The organism is Pantoea sp. F_5, from assembly GCF_008631595.1.
GTDB classification, from domain to species: domain Bacteria; phylum Pseudomonadota; class Gammaproteobacteria; order Enterobacterales; family Enterobacteriaceae; genus Pantoea; species Pantoea gossypiicola.
This window is the reverse complement of record NZ_VWUO01000010.1, coordinates 57,500-77,947: the sequence shown is the minus strand read 5'-3', so window position 1 is coordinate 77,947 and position 20,448 is coordinate 57,500. Positions and strand designations below refer to the sequence as shown.

The following is a 20,448-nucleotide window of genomic DNA, read 5'->3' as shown; positions in this document are numbered from 1 at the left end:
GCGTCAGACGCCGTTTGATTATTTTAATTCTACGCATAAATATCAACAGTCTTGATTAAATGAATTAGCAAGTAAACTAATATGATATTCTCCTGGTGATTTCCTTACCTCATTTTAATTATTAATTAACACCAGAGCTGTGAAATAAGAGATATTAATTGTTAATTGGCTCACATTTTCTTGTGAAATAACCCGGCAGTACTATTAAACTTTAAAAATCAGTGTTAGGTTAGAGCCGTTTTCAGCGTAGGGTTGTTACTGGATAACAGGCAAAACCTAAGCGTTCCACAGTCATTACCACTGTGGGGTGCTTAGGTTTTTTTTTGCCTTAAATTTACTCCGATAATGTGTAAGTCATTAATAACACTAGCAATAATTAATCGGCCTGTTCAGGCCAGGGAAGCATGACGTAGATGACAGCAGGTTCAGGGCTCTCCTGCGAACCGTACATCATTAAAATCAAAAACAGGTTGCTAAGATGAAATATAAAAGCATGCTGTGCGCACTCTCATTATTGACCTTTTCACCCTTGTCTGCAGCGCAGGAATGGAGCGGAACAGTATTAGGGTTTGAATCTCCACCTGATCCTGTTCTGGGTGATATGTATGGCCTTCGTAAATTGCTTAACGACAATGGATTTACCTATAACCTGGGTTATCTGAATGAAATTGGCTGGAATGGCGGCGGTGGATACAATCATGCTTCACACGTCGCTTATATCGATCAGTTTGCTTTGACCTTTAATCAGGATTTGTCGCGCTGGACAAATATTCCCGATGCACGTATCGAAGCGAACATTGTTAACCGCAATCATAACGATGATCTGACCACGCGACGCGTGCAGGATCCTCGCGTGAATGTGAACGATCTCACGCAGGAGAGCTGGGGCGGACAATCAATTACCCGACTGGGCTGGCTGACCTTTGCCCGAAGTTTTGATGATCGGCGTATGACATGGCGTATCGGAATGATGAACAAGGTTCAGACCTTCGATCAGATTATACCCTGTGATTTCCAGATGCTTTCACAGTGTGGCGGAAAATCCGCGAACTCACTGACCTGGAATAACTGGAACGTTCATACATGGGGAACCACGCTCGAATACCGGTTAACTCCCGTTGTCACTTTGAAAGGTGGTGTGATGGAGCAGAACCCGGATGCTGCCAGTCGTCATCACGCCTGGAGTGGCTCCACCCGACGCAGCAAAGGTGTCCTGCTGCCGGTAGAAATTGAAGCCCGCCCGATCATTAACGGCCTGCCGGGTGCCTATAACCTGGGGGTGGTTTTTACCAATGCCCCGCAAACTGACCTCTATCGCGGCCGGTCCGGTGGCGCAGGTGCCAGTGATCCCGGCGGTTATGAGAAGCATAACCGGACAGGGTTTCTTTACGCCGGACTTAATCAGCAACTGACGCGACATCAGGATGACGCCAGTCGCGGGTTGAGTACTTCATTCAGTATGAGCCTGGCCGATCAGCGAACTAACTACATGCATTCGGTCTATGCCGCGTCACTCCGCTATCGGGGGCTGTTTGACGCCCGTCCTGAAGACTGGATAGGTTTTGGCCTGACCTGGACGGATATGAGCAATCAGTACGCGCGTAATCAGCGCTACATGAACACGATCAGTGGTATTTCTGACTACAACGATGCGGCTTATCATCCGGTGCCTGGTCATTCGCTGAATGGGGAATTCTATTACCGATTCCGCCCCGTTTCCTGGCTGGAACTTCAACCCGGGCTTCAGTACTGGCATCGTCCGGCGGGGATATCCCATACGCAGGATGCCTGGGTGACGGAACTTAAGACGGTCGTGACTTTTTAAGCTGAAAAAGGTTCTCGATCGCTGTCACGCTTTTTACCCTGACAGATTGAGGTCGCGAATAAAAATGATAGAGTGCCCGGAATGGATTGTTACTGCTTAGGCAGGCAAAACCTGATTTCTGGCCTCTGCCGGATGTCAGGTTTTTTTGTTTCTGGGGTTCCGATGAAAATCGCCAAAATTCTGAATAATAACGTGGTGATGGTTCATGATGAGCAGGGGCGCGAGCAGGTCGTCATGGGGCGAGGGCTGGCCTTTCAGAAACGCGTCGGTGACAGTCTCAACGGCGCGCAAATTGAGAAAGTGTTCGCACCGCAAAGTGATGTGCTGGTTCGTCGGCTGGAGGAGTTGTTACACCAAATCCCGCCTGAAGTAATGACGACCTGCAATAGCATTATTGATCTTGCGATTCAGCGTCTGGGGAAATTGCAGGAGAGTCTTTATATCACATTAACCGACCACTGCTATTTTGCCATTGAAAGGCAGAACAAAGGTCTGGCAATTAAAAATGTATTGCTCTGGGATATCAAACGTCTTTATCCCAAAGAGTTCGAACTGGGGCAGGAGGCCAGGGCAATCATCGCCCGTCGTCTGAATGTCGAACTACCTGAGGATGAAGCCGGGTTTATCGCGCTACATCTGGTGACAGCACAGCTCCATAATGACATGCCGGAAGTGATGGATGTCACCCGGGTCATGCAGGAGATCCTGCAACTGGTGAAGTATCAGTTGCAGCTTGAATATAACGAATCGTCACTGAGTTATCAGCGGTTTGTCACCCATCTGAAGTTTTTCGCGCAGCGGATGCTGACGCGAACCGTGGTCAACGATGACGATGTTTCATTGCATACGGCAGTAAAAGATAACTATCCCAAAGCCTGGAAATGCGCGGTGAAAATCGCGCAGCATTTGCAAAAAAGCTATCAGCGAGAGCTGACGGCGGAAGAGATTATGTTTCTCGCCATTCATATCGAGCGGGTGAGAAAAGAGGGGCAGTAAGCCCCATAAACTGGATTGTTACTGCTTAACGCAGGCAAAACCTGAGCGCGTCCTCTGAAAAGAGGACGCTCTCGGGTTTTTTTATTTTTGGCTCAGTCAACGGATGTCAACGGACATCGGTTTAAGGAAATTGAGATGGAATATCACACGCTGGCGCAGGATATCCTCGGCCATATTGGTGGCAGAGAGAACATCGTAAGTCTGGTTCATTGTGCCACCCGGCTTCGCTTTAAACTGAAAGATAACCACAAAGCCGATGCGGAAGGACTTAAGAAGAATCCGGGTGTCATTATGGTCGTCGAAAGCGGCGGTCAGTTTCAGGTAGTGATTGGCAACCATGTTCATGATGTCTGGCAGGCCGTTCGCGCTGAAGCCGGTCTGGCTGATGAGACTTCAGAAGCAATAAAGGATAATGAGAAGGCAGGTAACCTTTGCAGTCAACTGATCGACATTGTTTCAGGCATTTTCACCCCCTTTATCGGCATTCTTGCCGCCTCCGGTATTCTCAAAGGTCTGCTGGCGCTGGCCGTGGTCTGTGGCTGGCTATCTGTGGAGGGTGGAACCTATAAAATCTGGTTTGCGGCAAGTGATGCGCTGTTTTATTTCTTTCCGCTGATACTGGGCTTTACCGCAGGTAAAAAGTTTGGCGGTAATCCCTTTATCACCATGGCCATCGGCGGTGCACTGATTCATCCGACGATGATTGCTGCCTTCAATGTCAGCCAGCAGTCCGGCGTCTTGACTGATGCGTTTCTCGACATTCCTGTGACCTGGTTTAACTACAGTGCGTCGGTTATACCCATCATTCTCGCCGCGTGGGTGAGTTGCTGGCTGGAAAAACAGAGTACCCGGCTGCTGCCCGCCGCCATGAAAAACTTTTTTGCGCCAGTGATCTGTCTGAGCATCACTGTGCCGCTGACCTTTTTGGTAATTGGCCCACTGGCCACGTGGCTGAGCCAGATGCTGGCGAACGGTTACCAGTGGATTTATGCTCTGGCCCCCTGGCTGGCTGGGGCCGCCATGGGTGCACTGTGGCAGGTTTGTGTAATTTTTGGTTTGCACTGGGGACTGGTGCCGCTGATGATCAACAACCTTGCTGTACTGGGACATGACTCGATGCTGCCCGTACTGTTGCCTGCTGTTATGGGTCAGGTTGGTGCGGCACTAGGGGTTTTACTGCGCAGCCAGGATGCGCGCCAGAAGATGCTGGCGGGTTCATCAGTGACCGCAGGGATCTTTGGTATCACTGAACCGGCTGTCTATGGCGTTAATCTGCCGTTACGCCGTCCCTTCATCTTTGGCTGTGTGGCGGGTGCCATCGGCGGTGGCATTGTCGGCTTCAGCAGTAGCCACGTCTATTCCTTTGGCTTTGCCAACATCTTTACCCTCGCGCAAATGATCCCGCCAGGTGGGGTTGATTCAACCTTATGGGGTGGGATTGCCGGAACACTACTGGCGCTGATCCTGAGCTGTGTCATGACGCTGGTAGCGGGAATACCCCGTAACAGCACGCCAGACGCAGCGATCCCGGTAATGCCCGGCGAAGATGACATCCTCTCACCGATGACCGGCACCGTACTGGCCCTTGATCAGGTGCCGGACGCGACGTTCGCCAGTGGCCTGCTGGGACAGGGTGTGACCATCATTCCTTCAGACAACAAAGTCATTGCGCCCTTCGCAGGTGAGGTTGCCTCGCTGTTTCAGACCCGACACGCCATCGGCCTGTTGAGTGACAGTGGGATTGAGCTGCTGATTCATGTGGGTATCGATACCGTCAGGCTTGAGGGCAAACCTTTCACGGCACACGTAAAAGTGGGCGACGCGGTTAAGCCCGGCGATCTGCTGCTGACGTTTGATCGTCAGGCCATTCTTGATGCCGGATATGACCTTGCAACACCGATCATTATCACTAACAGCGATGCGTATCGTGACGTTTTGACGGTGGCAGGGACAGCTGTCACCGCAGGAACGCCGTTACTCAGCATCATTCATCAGTAAAAGGAGCACAGGATGAAAACTTTCCCGGATACATTTTTATGGGGCGGTGCGGTTGCCGCTAATCAGGTTGAAGGTGCCTGGCGTGAAGAGGGGAAAGGCCTTTCCACCTCTGACCTTCAGCCACAAGGGATTTTTGGCCCGGTAGTCGATCGCGTTGCGGGGAGTAAGAGCCTGAAAGATGTAGCGATCGATTTTTACCATCGCTATCCGGACGATATAAAACTGTTTGCAGAGATGGGATTTAGCTGTCTGCGAGTATCAATCGCCTGGACGCGTATCTTTCCCAATGGTGACGAGCAACAACCCAATGAAGCAGGCCTGGCCTTTTATGACCGATTATTCGATGAGCTGGCAGCACATAACATTACCCCGCTTGTGACACTGTCACATTATGAAATGCCCTGGGGTTTAGTAAAGCAGTATGGCGGCTGGGGAAACCGTCGGGTGATTGGCTTTTTTGAGCATTACGCGCGTACGGTGTTTACCCGCTATCAGAAAAAAGTCAGGTTGTGGCTGACCTTCAATGAAATCAATATGTCTTTACATGCGCCGATGACTGGCGTAGGCCTGCCAGAAACCAGCAGTAAAAGCGAGATTTATCAGGCCATCCATCATCAACTGGTTGCCAGTGCTATGGCGGTAGAAATTTGTCATGACATTAATCCCGATGCAAGAATCGGCAATATGCTGCTGGGAGGTCTGGTTTATCCGCTGAGCTGTAAGCCCGATGATGTCTTTGAAGCGCTGCAGGAGAACCGAAAATGGCAGTTTTTCGGCGATGTACAGTGTCGGGGGGCTTACCCTGGCTATATGTTGCGCTTCTTCCGCGAAAACGATATCCAACTGGATATTACCGATGCCGATCGCCAGATACTCGAGTCGACCGTCGATTTTATCTCTTTCAGCTATTACATGTCCGGCTGCGTCACCGCCGATGAGACACTGAATCAGCAGATGCGCGGTAATATTCTGAGCATGGTACCCAATCCCCACCTGCAGAGTTCTGAATGGGGCTGGCAGATAGATCCGGTGGGCTTACGTACCCTGCTTAATCTGCTGTGGGACCGTTATCAAAAGCCACTGTTCATTGTTGAGAATGGACTGGGCGCGAAAGATATACCGGATGCAACGGGCGTCGTGCAGGATGACTATCGCATCAGCTATCTCAACGATCACCTTGTTCAGGTGCGTGGAGCCATTGAGGATGGTGTAAAAGTTATGGGATATACCAGCTGGGGTCCGATCGATTTGGTCAGCGCATCCAAAGCCGAACTCTCTAAACGTTACGGCTTCATTTATGTGGACCGCGATGATAATGGCGAAGGCTCGCTGGCGCGTAGCCGCAAGAAAAGCTTCTACTGGTATCAGGAGGTGATAGCGACAAACGGAGCCTCACTTAAAGGGTGAGATGACTGCCTGTTAATACCCATCATTGTGGCTCACGACAGGTCGCGATGCCACATTGATGTTTGTCAGCAAAACGATTACGGGATGATGAAATGAAACTGATCGTGACGGATAATTATAATGAAATGAGCCAGATCGCAAGTCACCATATGCTGGGTTATATGACTCAAAACCGACGTGTGAATCTGGCAATTACGGCAGGTCATACGCCTGCTAAATTGTACGAACACCTTGTTTCAGCCATTGGCGGACGTTCCGGCTATTCACATGTTCATTACTATAACTTTGATGAAATTGCGTTCAAAGGTCTACATCGTGAAGGCGTTACGATATCCAATCTGCGTCAGCTTTTCCTGTCACCGGCACAAATTAAAGAAACGAACATTCATAAACTCACCAATGACAATTTTTTGGATTTTGAGCGTCTGTTAAAGGAGGAGGGTGGATTAGATTTAGTGCTGATGGGACTGGGGTCAGATGGCCATTTTTGCGGCAACATCCCTGGCCTGACCCGATTTCATCACACGGTGGTTAAGCATCCGATAGAGGGCGATCTCGCTGAATTCATCGCCCGGACTGAAATGAAGGGTGATTTAAGCTCTGTACCTGATCATTATGTGACTATGGGGCCAATGAGCGTCATGGCAGCAAAAAATCTGTTACTCATTGTCAGCGGCGAAAATAAAGCCTGGGCTTTGGCGCAGGTAATTGAGGGCGCGGTGACGGAGCAGATTCCTGCATCCGTATTGAAATTACATCCTTCTTTGTTGATTATCGCTGACAGGGCTTCTGCCTCTCAATTAAGTCCTGAGTCGCTTGAGCGTTATGTTCAGAGTTAAACTCACCTGGCAGTTAACGTTGCAGAACATCACGTGATTAACGCTATAGCTTCTTAGCATCTGTTACTACCTGGTAGCGGGTGCTTCTGCCGCCGCCCTCCAGCCGGTAAAGGCAGCCTTTTTCAACCAGATCCACCAGATGACGGGTCGCGGTTGCTTTGCTCACTTTAGCCACCTTCTGATACTGGCTGGCGCTGATCCCCAGTTCAAAACCCTGCTCACCGCCGTCTAGCAGCCGGTTCAGCACTTTTACTTGTTCCGCGCTTAATCCCACCTCCTGATGACGCAGCCAGAAACGCGCTTTTATCTGGGTGCGATCGATGACGTCCATCGCCTGCTTCAGGCTCTCATCCAGGATATCAAGAAACCACACCAGCCAGTCTGTGATATCAAGGCCGCCTTTCTGCGTCTGCTCCAGGATGCGGTAATAACCGGCACGCTGCGCCAGGATAGCGGGTGACATGGCATAAAGGCGAATGCTCTGACTGTCGGCCTGCGCCAGTGCCAGATCGGTCAGCGCTCGCGTGATACGGCCATTACCGTCATCAAACGGATGCAGCGTAACAAACCAGAGATGACAGATGGCAGCACGCAGCAGCGGGTCCAGCATTACATCCTGCTGACTGTGGTTGAACCACTCAATAAACTGTGCCAGCTGCGGCTCCAGCCCCTGTCGCGGTGGCGCTTCAAAATGCACCGTGGGGCGATCAATGCGACCAGAGATCACCTGCATGGGCTCACTACCGCGCAGCGTGCCGACGCTCAGGCGCTGCACCGTCCATTCATCGGCCGGGAAAAGCCAGTGATGCCATTGACATAATCGGTCGAGCGTCAATGGCTGGCTGCGATTGTTGATGGCATCCAGCATCATGGCGGCCAGCCCTTCTGAACGATCGGAGACCGGATAAGGCTGTTCTTCTCTGACGCCTAGCCGGCGCGCCAGCGATGAGCGTACTGACTGCACGTTTACCCGCTCCTCTTCAATCGCGGAAGAAGAAAGGATATTACTTAGCAGGGTATCCAGCGTCTGCGAATCACTGTCTGACTGCAGGCTGGCTCGTCCCAGCAGTAAACCGCGCTGCTGCTGCAGATGGCGCAGGCGCGGTAACAGTACGGTATCCTGCCATTGAAAATCGGGCCAGTCCGGCTGCTGCCAGATCCAGTTAACGCTCATAGTTGGCTCACAATAAGAGGCGATGAGCCGAATAGGGTTTACTATTCGGCTCACAGAATGAGTCGATAATAGCGAAGATCCGGCTCACAGGCCAACTATGAGGAATTAAGGGCGAAAAAAAAGGACCCGAAGGTCCTGTTTGCTTAGCGGGAGAACTGCATAAAGGTGTCTGAATAGTAGTGAACGATCCAGGCCACATACGCCAGCCAGACAACCATCCCAATGGCTAATCCTGATTTTCCGATCATTGATCTCTCTCCACAGTGACAAGGGGCTACAGCACCTGTTGACATAAACTGACAGTAAAGGCGGGCAGCAATATTGTTGCAGATCAAAAAAAGTCCGTTCATGCGCTTCGCCATATCCCCTTTGCGATCACTTTCCCTGAATGACTCACAGCCAGACAGGCTGCACGTCAGAATTACGGTGACTAAAGTTCAAAAAAACGCCGCCGATAGATGATCTCAGGAGCAACGTAATCACAAGGAGGGAAAGAAACAGGTACATTCCAGGGGAATCACTATGGCCAGTCAGTTAACACATAAGAAAAGAATGAGTACACGTACGCAGATGCTGATCATGGGTGGTTTGACAATCATGCTGGGATTTACTGTGACTATCGGCGTCCTCAGCTGGCAATCAGGTAAAGAACAGAAGGTGCTCGCAGAAAACTATCTGCAGCAGATTGCACAAAGCCGTGCGCTTCAGGTGCAGCAGGAGCTGGGGCATGCCCGTGATGTTGCCAGTCATCTTGGACAGAGCGTAATCGCCTTACCGCACGCGGGTATTACCGATCGTAAGGTGGTTGATAAGGTCATGGAGTATGCGCTGCGCGACAACCCGGACTATCTGTCTATGTCTGTCACCTTTGAACCTGATGCGTTTGATGGACGCGATGCGGAGTTCGCTACACAGCCGGGTCAGGCCCCACAGGGTCGCTATGCCTGGTTTGTCGATCGCGATACTTCAGGCAACTACGTGATGCATCCGCTGCTCTCCTTCCTTACGCCAGGTGAAGGGGATTACTACCTTGTCCCACAAAAAGCCAAAAAAGACACTCTGATCGAACCTTACAGCTATGCCTATAACGGCGTACCGACCTTGCTCACCTCTGTAGCTGCCGCGATTATCGAGCAGGGCACCTTAAAAGCGATCGTCACCTCTGACATTTCACTGGCCTCACTGCAGCAGAAAGTGAATCAGATCAAACCCTGGCAGGGCAGCGGCTATGCGCTGTTGCTCTCGAATGGCGGAAATGTGGTTTCCTCCCCCGTGAAAGAGGAAGCCGGTAAACCCTGGAAAGGCGAAAAAGATGGTTTTACGACGAAAGTCGTACAGCATTTTGATGCCGTGCTGGGCGAAGATGCATTAATTACCTGGCAGCCGGTGGTGATTGGTAACAGTGACAAGCCCTGGTATCTCGGCGTCGTCGCACCGGTCAGTCAGGTGATGGCTGCTGCCAACCGGCAACTGATGTGGGCGCTGCTGCTGATGGTGGTGAGTATTCTGCTGGTCGGCACCGTACTCGGCATGCTGTTCAGTCGTAAGGTACTGCGTCCGATTGGCGGCGAGCCGATTGAAGCGGCAAATATTGCGCTGGCCGTCGCGGATGGCAAACTGGATAACGCGATTGCTGTGAAAAACGGCGATCGCAGCAGCCTCTTTTTTGCGCTTCATACTATGCAAAGTCAGCTCCGGCAGATTGTCGGGCAGATTAAGGATTCCAGCGAATCGGTAAGACAGGGCGCGGGCGAAATTGCCAGCGGCAACCTCAATCTGGCCTCACGTACCGAAGAGCAGGCCGCCGCGCTGGAGCAGACTGCCGCCAGCATGGAGCAGATCAGCGCCACGATCCGCCTGAATGCCGACAATGCGCAACAGGCGACCAGCCTGACCGAAAACGCGACGCATATTGCCAGTCGCGGTGCCTTGCTGGTGGGTGAGGTGGTGCAGACCATGGCGCAGATTGATGACAGCTCGAAAAAGATTGGCGACATTACCACGATGATCAATAGCATTGCCTTCCAGACTAATATTCTGGCGCTCAACGCAGCGGTAGAAGCAGCCCGTGCCGGTGAGCAGGGCCGTGGTTTTGCGGTGGTCGCTTCGGAAGTGCGAAATCTGGCCCAGCGCAGTGCTAATGCGGTGAAAGAGATTGGCGCACTGATTGAAGAGTCGAGCGTACGGGTTGAGAGTGGCGTCCGGCTGGTGAATGATGCCGGTAAGACCATGCAGGAGATGATGCATGCGGTAAATTCAGTGCAGGGAATTATCGGTGAGATTGTTACCGCATCAAGTGAACAGGCACGTGGCATCAGTCAGGTCACGATTGCGGTCAATGAAATGGATGGCGTCACCCAGCAGAACGCCGCGCTGGTGCAGCAGATGTCGGCGGCCGCCAGTTCACTCGAAGATCAGGCGCAGCAGCTGTCACAGACGGTGGAGCAGTTTCATCTGGCGTAAAGCGTGCTGATACGCCTGAAAAACCGTCGCTGCTGGATAGAGCGGCGGTTCAAATAGCATACGTCCTTCGCAAAGAGATAAGAGCGCCATCCCTTTTCGCTAACACTGATAGGGTGATTAGCGACCACCGGTGAAGCAGAGTACGCCCGTCTTCGTCCTTGTAGCCATTGCCACACTGAAACTTATTTAGCAGCACATGGCCCCAGCGTCACCTTTTATGCCAGCAAATCCAATTCATACTGCATATCTGAAAATAATCCTGATTATTAATTCATCGGGGGATAAATTCCCAAACATAAAAAGCCAATTCTCGGGAAGCTTAATACTTCTGTATTTTCATTATTTAAGTTTGTCTGCACTTTATGGGGAATACAGCCAGTTGCGATAAAGCGTGCAGAGCTATACGTTTCAGCGGAACTTGAGCTGTCAAAGCGATAAGGTCTTGCTACATTGATGCTCTATGTCCATCTTAATCGTCGTGACAGATGTCTGCCGAACGCATATCTGCTCGTGTTGACGCTGCGGGAATTGATGTCAGACATGCGTTTGCTCTGGCGTATTTACTGGCTGCGGCTGTTATATGTAAAACGAATGCCGGGCACAGAAAATGAATACACGGTTCTTCAACGTATTGGCTAAATTTGTCTGATTTGTGGACGCAGAACTCTTCTTTTGTACCAGGAAAGTAAGGGAAATTGCCTGTTCTGAAGAGGTATAACAGGAAAGAAGACAACCTTATCTGATAAATGAAACGTAACTATGTTGAATACCAGGGGCAGTATAGTATTGAAATGACGAATTGACTGAGTTATTTTCAATATCACGGTAAACCACCAGTCTTACTGGCGCGTGCAGTAGAAAGAGTTTTTTAACATTAATGACTAAAAAGGCAAGGCGATGAAGTTCAGATATATAGTCCTGATGGGAGTGGTAACACTTAGTCTGGTCTTCACACTATTACTTCCTGGTGTATTTTCACAGTTAAAAAATACGCCTGAAATTAATTATTATAAAGGTCATGCTGATCTGGCTTATAGTGTATATAGTGGTTGTAAAGATCATCCGGCCAACATTGATGACTGCTATGCGGCATACAGTGCGGCCGTTTATCTGGCAAGCTCAGGAGATTGCACTCCTGCAGGTAAAGAAGTAAAGCGTAGGTTTAAGATCCTTGTTGAAAACATTAGTGAGAAAAATGTTACTGAAGAAATAATATCTGATTGTCAGGTTAAAGATGAGGAGCCTTTCTTTAAAAAAATGATGAAGAAGTTTAGCTGACGTTATTGGCGAAGAAATAGTGATAACATCCAGTGGCACTGCCGTCACTATTTAGATCGACCACCGTTCAGAAAAAATTCATTCGGGCAATCCCGTTCACCCCCTGAAAACGTCTCTAACGACGACTGAGTGCAGCTGAAGTTAGGGGGAGTATTAGTCAATAATTTCGGCGACGGTCAGATGCGAATAAAGCGCATAGCTCTGAAACACCCTGGCAATATCCCGGTCAGCGGGATTGAGATCGTTGGTCTGCTTTTTTATCCAGCAGAATTGCCCCGCCAGAGACGTTATCCAGACCGGCAAACGCTTTCACTGTACAGCGCGCCACTTTAACTCCTTTATTTATCTCTACATCGGCACCGGTCTGGGTGCCGGCATCTTCACGGATGGCCACAGCTATACCGGTCGCGCCCATAATGCGGGCGAGATTGGCCACATTGTGTTGGAGCCGGGCGGACGCGACTGTTACTGCGGTAATCAGGACTGTCTGGAACGTTATGTCTCGTTACAGGCCGCCTGTTAATTCTGCGGGCTCGTTCCGATGCGGGCGCTGCCTGAAGATCTGATGCAGACCGAACCCGCGCTTTTCACTGCCTGGATTGAGAGCGTGATGACTCCGTTACGTCAGGCGATCAATATTCTGGAGTCGGTGTTTGATGCAGAGGCGGTGATCATTGGCGGGATGATGCCTGCGCCATTGCTGGAGCAGATGGTCGCACGCCTGCCGCCGCTTTATCAGTCGGTGCGCAGACGTTACCTGTCAGATATGCGGCTGAAGAGGGGCATGACCGGCAGCGATACCGCTGCACTGGGTGCCGCTGCGTTACCGATCTTTGATGAAATTAATCCGCAGTTTCAGGTGCTGATGAAGTAGAAAAAAGGCGCTGTTGCAGACAACAGCGCCATAAGCATTAACCCGGGTAGATACCGCGATCTTTACGCGCCATCAGGATCCGTTCACACGCCACGATATACGCCGCAGTGCGCAGCGAGCAATCCTTCTCCTTTGACTTCTCCCAGATATGAACCATCGCTTCGGTCATAATCTTATCAGAGCGACGATTGATCTCATCTTCACTCCAGAAGAAGCTGGCCATGTCCTGAACCCATTCGAAGTAGCTGACGGTCACGCCGCCGGCATTACAGACCACATCCGGCACAACGATAATGCCGCGCGTTGCCAGCATATCATCGGCATCCGGATAAGTCGGACCGTTTGCGCCTTCCAGCACGATTTTGCAGCTGAGGATCTCTGCCCGCTCACGGGTAATCTGACCTTCCAGCGCCGCCGGGATCAGGATATCCATCTCAGTGGTCCAGAACGCCTCTTTCTCAATACTTTGTGCGCCCGGGAAACCGGCAATCTGCTTATTGGCGATCTGCCATTCGGTCAGGGCAGCCATATTAATGCCGTCTGCATTAAACAGGGTCGCGGTGTGATCCTGAATCACCACTACACGTGCGCCTGCTTCATCAAACAGGCGTGCCGCTTCGCTGCCGACGTTACCAAAGCCCTGAACCGCCACGCGGGCACCTTCGATTTCAATACCTGAACGACGAGCCACTTCACGGCCGGTAATAAACACCCCACGGCCAGTGGCTTTTTCACGGCCCAGCGAACCACCCAGGTGAATGGGTTTGCCGGTGACCACGCCGGTAATCGTGGTGCCGTGGTTCATGGAGTAGGTGTCCATCATCCACGCCATCACTTTGCTGTTAGTGCCGACGTCCGGTGCCGGAATATCTTTTTGCGGTCCAATGATGATGCCGATCTCGCTGGTATAACGACGGGTCAGCCGTTCAAGTTCACCCTCAGAGAGTTTGAAAGGATCGACCCGGATGCCGCCCTTAGCCCCACCGTAAGGAAGGTTAACCGCCGCACATTTGATGGTCATCCACGCAGAAAGCGCCATGACTTCATTCAGGTCGACAGCCGGATGATAGCGAATACCGCCTTTACCCGGGCCGCGCGAAAGGTTGTGCTGAACGCGATAGCCTTCGAAATGGCGAATTGAGCCATCATCCATCTGGAGAGGAATGTCGACAATCAGCGCACGTTTTGGATGCCGCAAAGTATCTATCCAACGTGAAAGATCGCCCAGATAGGGCGCAACCCGATCAATTTGCTGTAAGTAAGTGGACCAGGCAGATGTGCTGCTTTCAGACGCATAAGATAACTTATCCATAAAAAACCTTTCTTAATGAAGTTATTTATTGTGTGGAGCCGTGGATGGTGAGCGCATTGTATGGCGCGGACATAATCTAACACTTCTGAAACAAATAAGATGGGGTGCCTGCCCTGTAAAAGTGCATTCGCGCCCCATTTTAGGGCGGAATCAGTGAATAGATTTTGCGAGATGCCCCTTAAAGGCGAATAATAATGCGCTCCAGGTGCGTATGGACTGCATATAAGGAAGGATCTCGCTATCTTTCAATTCTTTGAGGGCGTTCAAAAAGTTAAATAATTGGTCTTAACTTTATTGACTTTGGTGCACCAATTAAGTGCATGAGAATAAGTAATTAAAGGATTACCTTAAGTAATGGATTGAGCAGCAAATAAGCAGTCCAATCATCTGTTTACAATGAAAAATGTTGCTGAGGGCGGGGGAAGAGAAATAGCGGGCCAGTATTGAAAAGCTGGCCCGGGAGATTTACTGATGCAAAGCCTGTTCAGCTTCTTTTAGCTCCTCACGCGCTTCTGCCAGCTTATCTTCGCGTTTCTGAATCTTGCTTGCACTGCGTCCTTCCGCTTTTGCTTTTTCCAGCTCCTGTTCACGCTCCTGCACCTTAAACTTTTTCTCTGCCACTTTTTCCTGGCGCTGCTTTAACAGGCTTCCTTCAGTGCAGTTCTGATCAACTTCGCGCAGCGCTTTTTCAAGGCCGGCAACCTGATGGGTGTTATTGTGCTGGCGGGCGAAGGAAATCTGGGTCTCAATCTCCTGCTTTTTGGCGGCACAACCGGTCAGATTAGATGCCGCATGCGCAGCGGTGAAAGTCAGTGGCAACAGGCAAAGGGTCAGTAAAGTCTTTTTCATCGTAGTCTCGTCAATGAGTCAGGTTGAGGCACCAGTATACGCAGATACCTTAAGAGATTCTTAACGGAAAAAATTATTTACTGGCGCAGAAAAAGCGAAGAAATAGAGAAGCTGCCTGCTATCAGGCAGCGCTGGAAGAGGAGGTTTGTGAAAAATGCAGCTTACAATCAGGTCCACTGAGCATGACCGGAAAACCCTTCTGACTCTGTTGTTCAAAATAGTCCTGCATCACCGGACTGATTCCCGCACCACACCACATCACATGATGCTGGTGCTGATGGATGGCACTTTTAATGGCAGGCTGTCCGGTGGCACGTGAGTCAACCGCGACATTAAAGCCCATCGCCGTCAGACGAATAGCCTCCAGCCAGATCTCCGTTTTATCGAGCACGCTCACCGCTTCCAGAAACAGAGGAACAGACGATTTATTGCGCGATGAGATACGCATCACTTTGTCCGCCTGCTGCTTAACAGTTTGCTCAAAACGGTCGAGACGTCGTGACGCGCCCTGACGGTGATCGGCATAGAGCCAGGCACTCAACGGCCGCAACAGATTAATGATGAAATCATCGCCGCTGTAGTTACTGGACATGTTGTGCATCTGACGTGAAAGCGACAGCGGTGTGCCAAATTCAAGCTGCCAGAGCATGTCGCCTTTACGCGCCGCCCAGCCATAGGTCTGGACTGCCGATGCGTCCTGCTGACCCTGCCTGATCTCATTCAGGGTTGCGCCGGTTGCCGTTAAACCAACCAGAGTATGGATTTCGCTGAGATGAGCATTGGTCCACTCGTCTGCATTCTGCGGTGATGTCAGTAATCCCTGCTTCATCCAGCGTTTCAGATTCGCGGGATGCGTGCCGGTTATCGCACAAACAGTATCGGTAGTATGAAATTGCATATCGTGCCCTCTGCTGAGGGAAAGGCCGCCGGGATTAGCCGGGGATGAACACCCACTATGAACCTTATAAAGGTTAATTAACAGGGGTAACGCCTGTTAAAAGCGCAAAACAGCATGCGTTACGCTGCGCTTACCTTGACTGCTGAACAGGTTAAATTCAGGGCGATCAGCAGGTTAAATGCGCTATTACTCATCATAAAAAGACTGTGTATTTATTCAGTAAAGATTCTTTACGTAAATAGTCCGCAAAAGCAGCGCTGTTTTGTCCATTTTAAGAGCATGCTGACTTCCCACCCCCTTACATCCGGCCTGCAAACCGCTAAAATAATCGGTTCTGATGATCAGGAGAAAGAGTGCCCAATGCGTTATCGTTTTACTCTCGCCGTTATGACGGCTGCTGCTGTACTGACCGGTTGTGCAAAACACGCCGCCAGCGATGCACCAGATGAATTTGCTGCTGGTCCGACGCAGATCGACGTCTCCCATATCAAGACACGCGCGGATGATGGCTCCAGTGTATTCCTGACGGTAGATGGCAAAGACGCTGGCAGATTGCCGAATGGTGAAAGCAAACTGCTGCATGTGCCGGCGGGCAAGCATCAGGTCGGGGGGTATGTACCGACGCTGTTTGGTTTAGGCCGTGTCACCATTGCGCCGGTTGAAGTGACCACGTCACCTGAAGATGTCAAAAAAGTGGCCTATACGGTCACCCGCAACAAAGCCACCTTTGTCGAGAACAAGGGCGAGCAAGGCTGAGTTAATAACGGCGGAGAGCCGCGCTCTCCGCTGGAAATGCCTGTTATAAACCCAGCTCGCTCAGCGATGGATGGTCATCCGGTCGGCGACCCTGAGGCCAGTGAAACAACCGCTGTTCTTCGCTGATTTTCAGGTCGTTGATGCTGGCAAAACGCTGCGTCATCAAGCCCTGCTCATCAAATGCCCAGTTCTCGTTACCATAAGAGCGATACCACTGTAGCTGCTCGTCGTGCCATTCATAGGCAAACCGCACCGCAATCCGGTTCTGGTCAAAACTCCACAACTCTTTAATCAGCCGATACTGCTGCTCCCGCTGCCATTTTTGCTGCAGGAACGCGACAATATCTGCCCGGCCTGTCAGAAAGGTATCGCGATTACGCCACCGGCTATCTGCCGAATAGGCCAGCGCGACACGTTCAGCATCCCGACTGTTCCAGCCATCTTCGGCAAGCCGTACTTTTTCCATTGCCTGTTCAGGCCGGGTAAAGGGCGGTAAAGGCGGGCGTAAATTTTCCAACTTTCTCTCCTCGACGGCGCAGATAGATGCGTTATCCGCATCGATTACAGGTTTATCAGAGATCGAGCGCGTGTATCTGGCAGACAGCGCGTGCCGCTTCCTGACCCTTTTTAACGAAGTGCTGGGTATAGAAGTCGATGAACTCTGCCGATGGCTGGAAATTGTGAGGTGTCAGTGACACGGAGAAGACGGGCACGTTAGTGGTCAGCTGCGCCTGCATCAGACCACTCACGACCGCCTGAGCGACGAAATCATGGCGATAGATGCCACCATCCACCACCAGTGCCGCACAGACAATCGCATCGTAATTGCCAGTCTGTGCCAGACGTTGCGCCAGCAGCGGCATTTCAAAAGCGCCAGGAACATCCCATGTTTTAATCTCGTATGAGGCACCGCGACTTTCCAGTTCCTGTTCAAACCCGGTCAGAACCTGAGAAACAATTTCGCTGTGCCAGTTAGCTTTGATAAAGGCGACTTTCAACGGCTGCATGACTTACTCCAGTAATAGATAACATTCAGTGGTAACGGGCCAGACTGAGCCTCAGCACACTGAATCAAAATAGTGAGCATTGCAGGTCAGTAACCTGCTGAGAGCCTTCACTATACTGCAATGTAAAGAGTCTGTGTCCATCATTGTGATTATATGTAAATAACAGATGACGTCATAAGCCTTACTGGCTGCAGGAAATGGACACCGGGCATCGATCTACTCGCCATGAACACGCCTTCCAGACTGGAAAAACGCCTTCTGCTCCCTTGTTTGCGTAACCGGTTCCATTTACGTTACTGCTTAAATAAAATACTGGATATTTGAACAGTTGTTTGTATAATAAATGGACTACCCGCCGGGTATTGGTAGCGTTAGCGAGGGGTGAACCCATGATGATTTCGACTGAAAGCCTCAAATCTCTGGAACAATCGGTCACAATGAGCAGCCGTGAACTGGCTCAGATGACCGGCATTACACACGGAGAAGTGAAGCGGTTAATCAAAAGTCTGGAAACGGCTCAGCGTCTTTCTCAGCCACTCAAAGTGAATGACTACGAGCGGGATGGAGAAGTGCGTCAGGAGTATCGTCTCAGCAAGCGTGACTCACTGCTGGCTGTCGCGCGTCTTTCTCCGGGCTTTACGGCTGAAGTGCTGGACCGCTGGCAGGATCGTGAAAAGACCACGCATCTGCCTGACTTCACCAATCCGGCTGAAGCGGCTCGCGCGTGGGCTGAGCAGTTCGAGCAGCGTCAGGCGGCGGAGCAACAGCTGGCCCTCTCGGCTCCCAAGGCAGCGTTCTTTGATAGCTTCGTAGAAGTTGACGACTCGCTGGGCTTTCGTCAGCTCTGCAAGATGCTGAAAGTGAAAGAGCCAGAATTCCGCCAGTTTCTGCTGGAGCGCAACATCATGTACCGCGCCAAAGGAACACTGACGCCGCAACACTACCATCTGCAGGCGGGCTACTTTACGCTGCATACCGGCACCGGTGAAAACCAGCACGCTTTTTCTCAGGCGCGCTTCACCTCTAAAGGGGTGAAATGGGTGGCGAGTCTGTGGGCGGGGCATCTTTCTGCTCAGCCTAAAGGTGCAGCTGCGTAACTTCCCCTCTGGCTTTCCTGACGGTCGCCTGCACGCAACCGTGCCGACAGACGTGCAGATGAAAAAGCAGATATGAAAAAGGCCGCATCAGAGTGCGGCCTTTTTTGATCGTTCAAAATCCATTACGGGCGATTTACCAGCCTTTAATGGCATCACCTTTATAGACTTCCTCCGCTTTTGCTGCGACCTCCGGCGACTGCAGCGCTGACTTCAGTTTCTGAATTTTGTCACTGTCTTTATTATCTTCACGTGATACCAGCGCATTGACGTAAGGCGACGAGGCACTTTCCATAAATAAGCCATCCCGATGTGCTGATAATCCAGCCTGAGCCGAGAAGTTGGTATTGATGATGGATAAAGAGACGTTCGGATCGTCTAACGTACGGGTAAGCTGTGGCGTATCCACTTCAACCAGCTTCAGATTTTTTGGATTTTCGATGATATCCAGCGAGGTCGGTAAATAACCCACACCGTCTTTCAGTTTAATCAGACCCTGCGCCTGAAGTAACAGCAGGCTGCGTCCCAGCGTGGTCGCCTCGTTAGAGATGGTAACAGTCGCACCATTCTGCAATTCACTGATGTTCTTGATTTTGTGCGAATAGGCCGCAATCGGGAACACGAAAGTCTTACCTACGACCGCAAATTTATAGCCGCGCTCTTTCGACTGGTCTTCAAGATAAGGCAAGCTCTGAAAAGCGTTGGCATCCACCTCTTTGTTATTCAGGGCTTCATTTGGCAGCACATAATCATTGAAATTCAGGACTTCGACATCGAGCTTGTATTTATCTTTGGCAACCTGCTGTACTACCTGCCAGATTGCTTCATCCGGCCCGGTGTTAATTGCTACTTTGACTTTGTTATCGTCGTCTTTAGAGCAGGCGGATAATAATAAAACAGAACTGGCGAGTAATGCCGTAAACAGACCTTTCATTATCAGAAATCCCTCAGATAGTAGATGGCTTCAAAGATAATACAGAACGCACAGGTTGCGTACTGACGGTGGAATATATCTTATAACCGCAGAGCAAATTTCGGACATTAATTAACCATCTACTCTGCTGACCCGGTCATTCCCGCTATTTTTTTGTATTGTCTGCATCAGCGCCATTTTCTTCTACGCTTACTGCTCGGTCACTACTGGCATTCTATTGAGTAACAACAGGGATTAACCATGTCAAAACAGGATAACGAGATTAACGCGGTCGAAGTGATGCGCAGCAGCCAGGCCTGGAACGGTGAGGTAATTAATGCTTATCCCACCGGCGAACCTGAACTGACAGTGATGCGACTGTCACTGCCTGCCCACACGTCATTGCCCTGGCACACCCACCCGATGCCAAATGCGGCGTTTGTTCTTTCCGGCACACTGATTGTTGAGGATAAAGAGAGCGGCGAACAACGCACGTTCACAGCAGGTGAAGCGCTAAATGAAACGGTCAACAGCGCGCATCGTGGTTACACTCTGGATGAACCCGCTGAACTGGTGATCACTTATGCCGGTGTCAAAGGGCAGGAACTAACCGAGCCGCTGCCGGGAGAACCTGAAGAGTTTTAAGTAGTGGCTTTTGTCATAACTCATGACGGCAGTGTTTCCGCTGCCGCTGTTTAACCCTGAAATAAACCCGCCCGGCTTTGATTCGGATCAGTAAACGGTGTGCCTGCACAGACCAGGATG

At 50.8% G+C, this 20,448-nt stretch carries 17 protein-coding genes and 2 pseudogenes; 11 read left to right on the top strand and 8 right to left on the bottom strand.

The annotated features are described in order from the left end of the window. Nucleotides 1-493: 493 nt before the first annotated feature. The 5 genes from F3I44_RS14620 (at nucleotide 494) to F3I44_RS14600 (ending at nucleotide 7,065) form a co-directional block, all read left to right on the top strand. Nucleotides 494-1,825 carry a carbohydrate porin gene (locus tag F3I44_RS14620; protein ID WP_223811678.1) on the top strand — a complete coding sequence of 444 codons (1,332 nt, stop codon included), beginning with the start codon at nucleotides 494-496 and terminating at the stop codon, nucleotides 1,823-1,825. A gap of 162 nt (nucleotides 1,826-1,987) precedes the next feature. Further along, nucleotides 1,988-2,821, top strand: a complete 834-nt coding sequence (gene licT / locus F3I44_RS14615; protein ID WP_150011535.1) for a BglG family transcription antiterminator LicT — start codon at nucleotides 1,988-1,990, stop codon at nucleotides 2,819-2,821. A 135-nt stretch (nucleotides 2,822-2,956) separates the two neighbouring features. Next, nucleotides 2,957-4,819: a PTS beta-glucoside transporter subunit IIABC gene (gene bglF / locus F3I44_RS14610; RefSeq protein ID WP_150011533.1), complete on the top strand. Its 1,863-nt coding sequence runs from the start codon at nucleotides 2,957-2,959 to the stop codon at nucleotides 4,817-4,819. A gap of 12 nt (nucleotides 4,820-4,831) precedes the next feature. Beyond that, nucleotides 4,832-6,226 carry a glycoside hydrolase family 1 protein gene (locus tag F3I44_RS14605; RefSeq protein ID WP_150019460.1) on the top strand — a complete coding sequence of 465 codons (1,395 nt, stop codon included), beginning with the start codon at nucleotides 4,832-4,834 and terminating at the stop codon, nucleotides 6,224-6,226. A gap of 92 nt (nucleotides 6,227-6,318) precedes the next feature. Further along, nucleotides 6,319-7,065 (top strand): glucosamine-6-phosphate deaminase, encoded by a 747-nt coding sequence (locus F3I44_RS14600; protein WP_150011529.1) that lies wholly within the window; start codon nucleotides 6,319-6,321, stop codon nucleotides 7,063-7,065. 43 nt (nucleotides 7,066-7,108) lie between these two features. On the opposite strand, the gene F3I44_RS14595 is transcribed toward F3I44_RS14600, so the two are convergent. Beyond that, a complete protein-coding gene (locus tag F3I44_RS14595) occupies nucleotides 7,109-8,239 on the bottom strand; it encodes a Fic family protein (protein WP_150011527.1) in 1,131 nt (376 codons plus the stop codon). 522 nt (nucleotides 8,240-8,761) lie between these two features. Between F3I44_RS14595 and F3I44_RS14590 the strand changes: the two genes are divergently transcribed. Continuing rightward, complete coding sequence (locus tag F3I44_RS14590) at nucleotides 8,762-10,702, top strand: methyl-accepting chemotaxis protein (RefSeq protein ID WP_150019459.1); 1,941 nt, start codon at nucleotides 8,762-8,764, stop codon at nucleotides 10,700-10,702. Between the two features lie 897 nt (nucleotides 10,703-11,599). After that, entirely contained in the window at nucleotides 11,600-11,980 is a 381-nt protein-coding gene (locus F3I44_RS14585; RefSeq protein ID WP_150011523.1) for a hypothetical protein, read from the top strand. Nucleotides 11,981-12,145: 165 nt separating this feature from the next. Here F3I44_RS14585 and F3I44_RS23930 read toward each other — a convergent pair. Continuing rightward, nucleotides 12,146-12,293, bottom strand: a pseudogene (locus tag F3I44_RS23930) (ABC transporter); the annotation flags it as partial. Here F3I44_RS23930 and F3I44_RS14575 point away from each other — a divergent pair. Beyond that, nucleotides 12,267-12,854: pseudogene (locus F3I44_RS14575) on the top strand (ROK family protein); the annotation flags it as partial. The pseudogenes F3I44_RS23930 and F3I44_RS14575 sit on opposite strands and share 27 nt — an antisense overlap. Nucleotides 12,855-12,891: 37 nt before the next feature. On the opposite strand, the gene F3I44_RS14570 reads toward F3I44_RS14575, so the two are convergent. The 3 genes from F3I44_RS14570 to F3I44_RS14560 all read right to left on the bottom strand — a co-directional run bounded on the left by F3I44_RS14570 (nucleotide 12,892) and on the right by F3I44_RS14560 (nucleotide 15,913). Then, a complete protein-coding gene (locus tag F3I44_RS14570) occupies nucleotides 12,892-14,166 on the bottom strand; it encodes a Glu/Leu/Phe/Val dehydrogenase (RefSeq protein WP_150011521.1) in 1,275 nt (424 codons plus the stop codon). Between the two features lie 465 nt (nucleotides 14,167-14,631). Further along, nucleotides 14,632-15,015, bottom strand: a complete 384-nt coding sequence (locus F3I44_RS14565) for a DUF1090 domain-containing protein (RefSeq protein WP_150011519.1) — start codon at nucleotides 15,013-15,015, stop codon at nucleotides 14,632-14,634. A gap of 121 nt (nucleotides 15,016-15,136) precedes the next feature. Then, nucleotides 15,137-15,913 carry a MerR family transcriptional regulator gene (locus F3I44_RS14560; protein ID WP_150011517.1) on the bottom strand — a complete coding sequence of 259 codons (777 nt, stop codon included), beginning with the start codon at nucleotides 15,911-15,913 and terminating at the stop codon, nucleotides 15,137-15,139. A gap of 360 nt (nucleotides 15,914-16,273) precedes the next feature. On the opposite strand from F3I44_RS14560, the gene F3I44_RS14555 reads away from it, so the two are divergent. After that, nucleotides 16,274-16,669, top strand: coding sequence for a hypothetical protein (locus tag F3I44_RS14555; protein WP_150011515.1), 396 nt, complete (start codon nucleotides 16,274-16,276; stop codon nucleotides 16,667-16,669). Between the two features lie 43 nt (nucleotides 16,670-16,712). Here F3I44_RS14555 and F3I44_RS14550 read toward each other — a convergent pair whose 3' ends face one another. After that, entirely contained in the window at nucleotides 16,713-17,186 is a 474-nt protein-coding gene (locus F3I44_RS14550; protein WP_147788855.1) for a nuclear transport factor 2 family protein, read from the bottom strand. A gap of 55 nt (nucleotides 17,187-17,241) precedes the next feature. Beyond that, nucleotides 17,242-17,676 (bottom strand): 6,7-dimethyl-8-ribityllumazine synthase, encoded by a 435-nt coding sequence (locus F3I44_RS14545; protein ID WP_033735722.1) that lies wholly within the window; start codon nucleotides 17,674-17,676, stop codon nucleotides 17,242-17,244. Between the two features lie 389 nt (nucleotides 17,677-18,065). Between F3I44_RS14545 and F3I44_RS14540 the strand changes: the two genes are divergently transcribed. Next, complete coding sequence (locus tag F3I44_RS14540) at nucleotides 18,066-18,773, top strand: phage antirepressor KilAC domain-containing protein (protein WP_013196273.1); 708 nt, start codon at nucleotides 18,066-18,068, stop codon at nucleotides 18,771-18,773. A 133-nt stretch (nucleotides 18,774-18,906) separates the two neighbouring features. Here F3I44_RS14540 and F3I44_RS14535 read toward each other — a convergent pair whose 3' ends face one another. Next, nucleotides 18,907-19,704, bottom strand: a complete 798-nt coding sequence (locus tag F3I44_RS14535; protein WP_013196271.1) for a MetQ/NlpA family ABC transporter substrate-binding protein — start codon at nucleotides 19,702-19,704, stop codon at nucleotides 18,907-18,909. Between the two features lie 240 nt (nucleotides 19,705-19,944). Here F3I44_RS14535 and F3I44_RS14530 point away from each other — a divergent pair, with 240 nt between their 5' ends. Continuing rightward, nucleotides 19,945-20,328 carry a cupin domain-containing protein gene (locus F3I44_RS14530; protein ID WP_150011513.1) on the top strand — a complete coding sequence of 128 codons (384 nt, stop codon included), beginning with the start codon at nucleotides 19,945-19,947 and terminating at the stop codon, nucleotides 20,326-20,328. Nucleotides 20,329-20,448 lie beyond the last annotated feature (120 nt).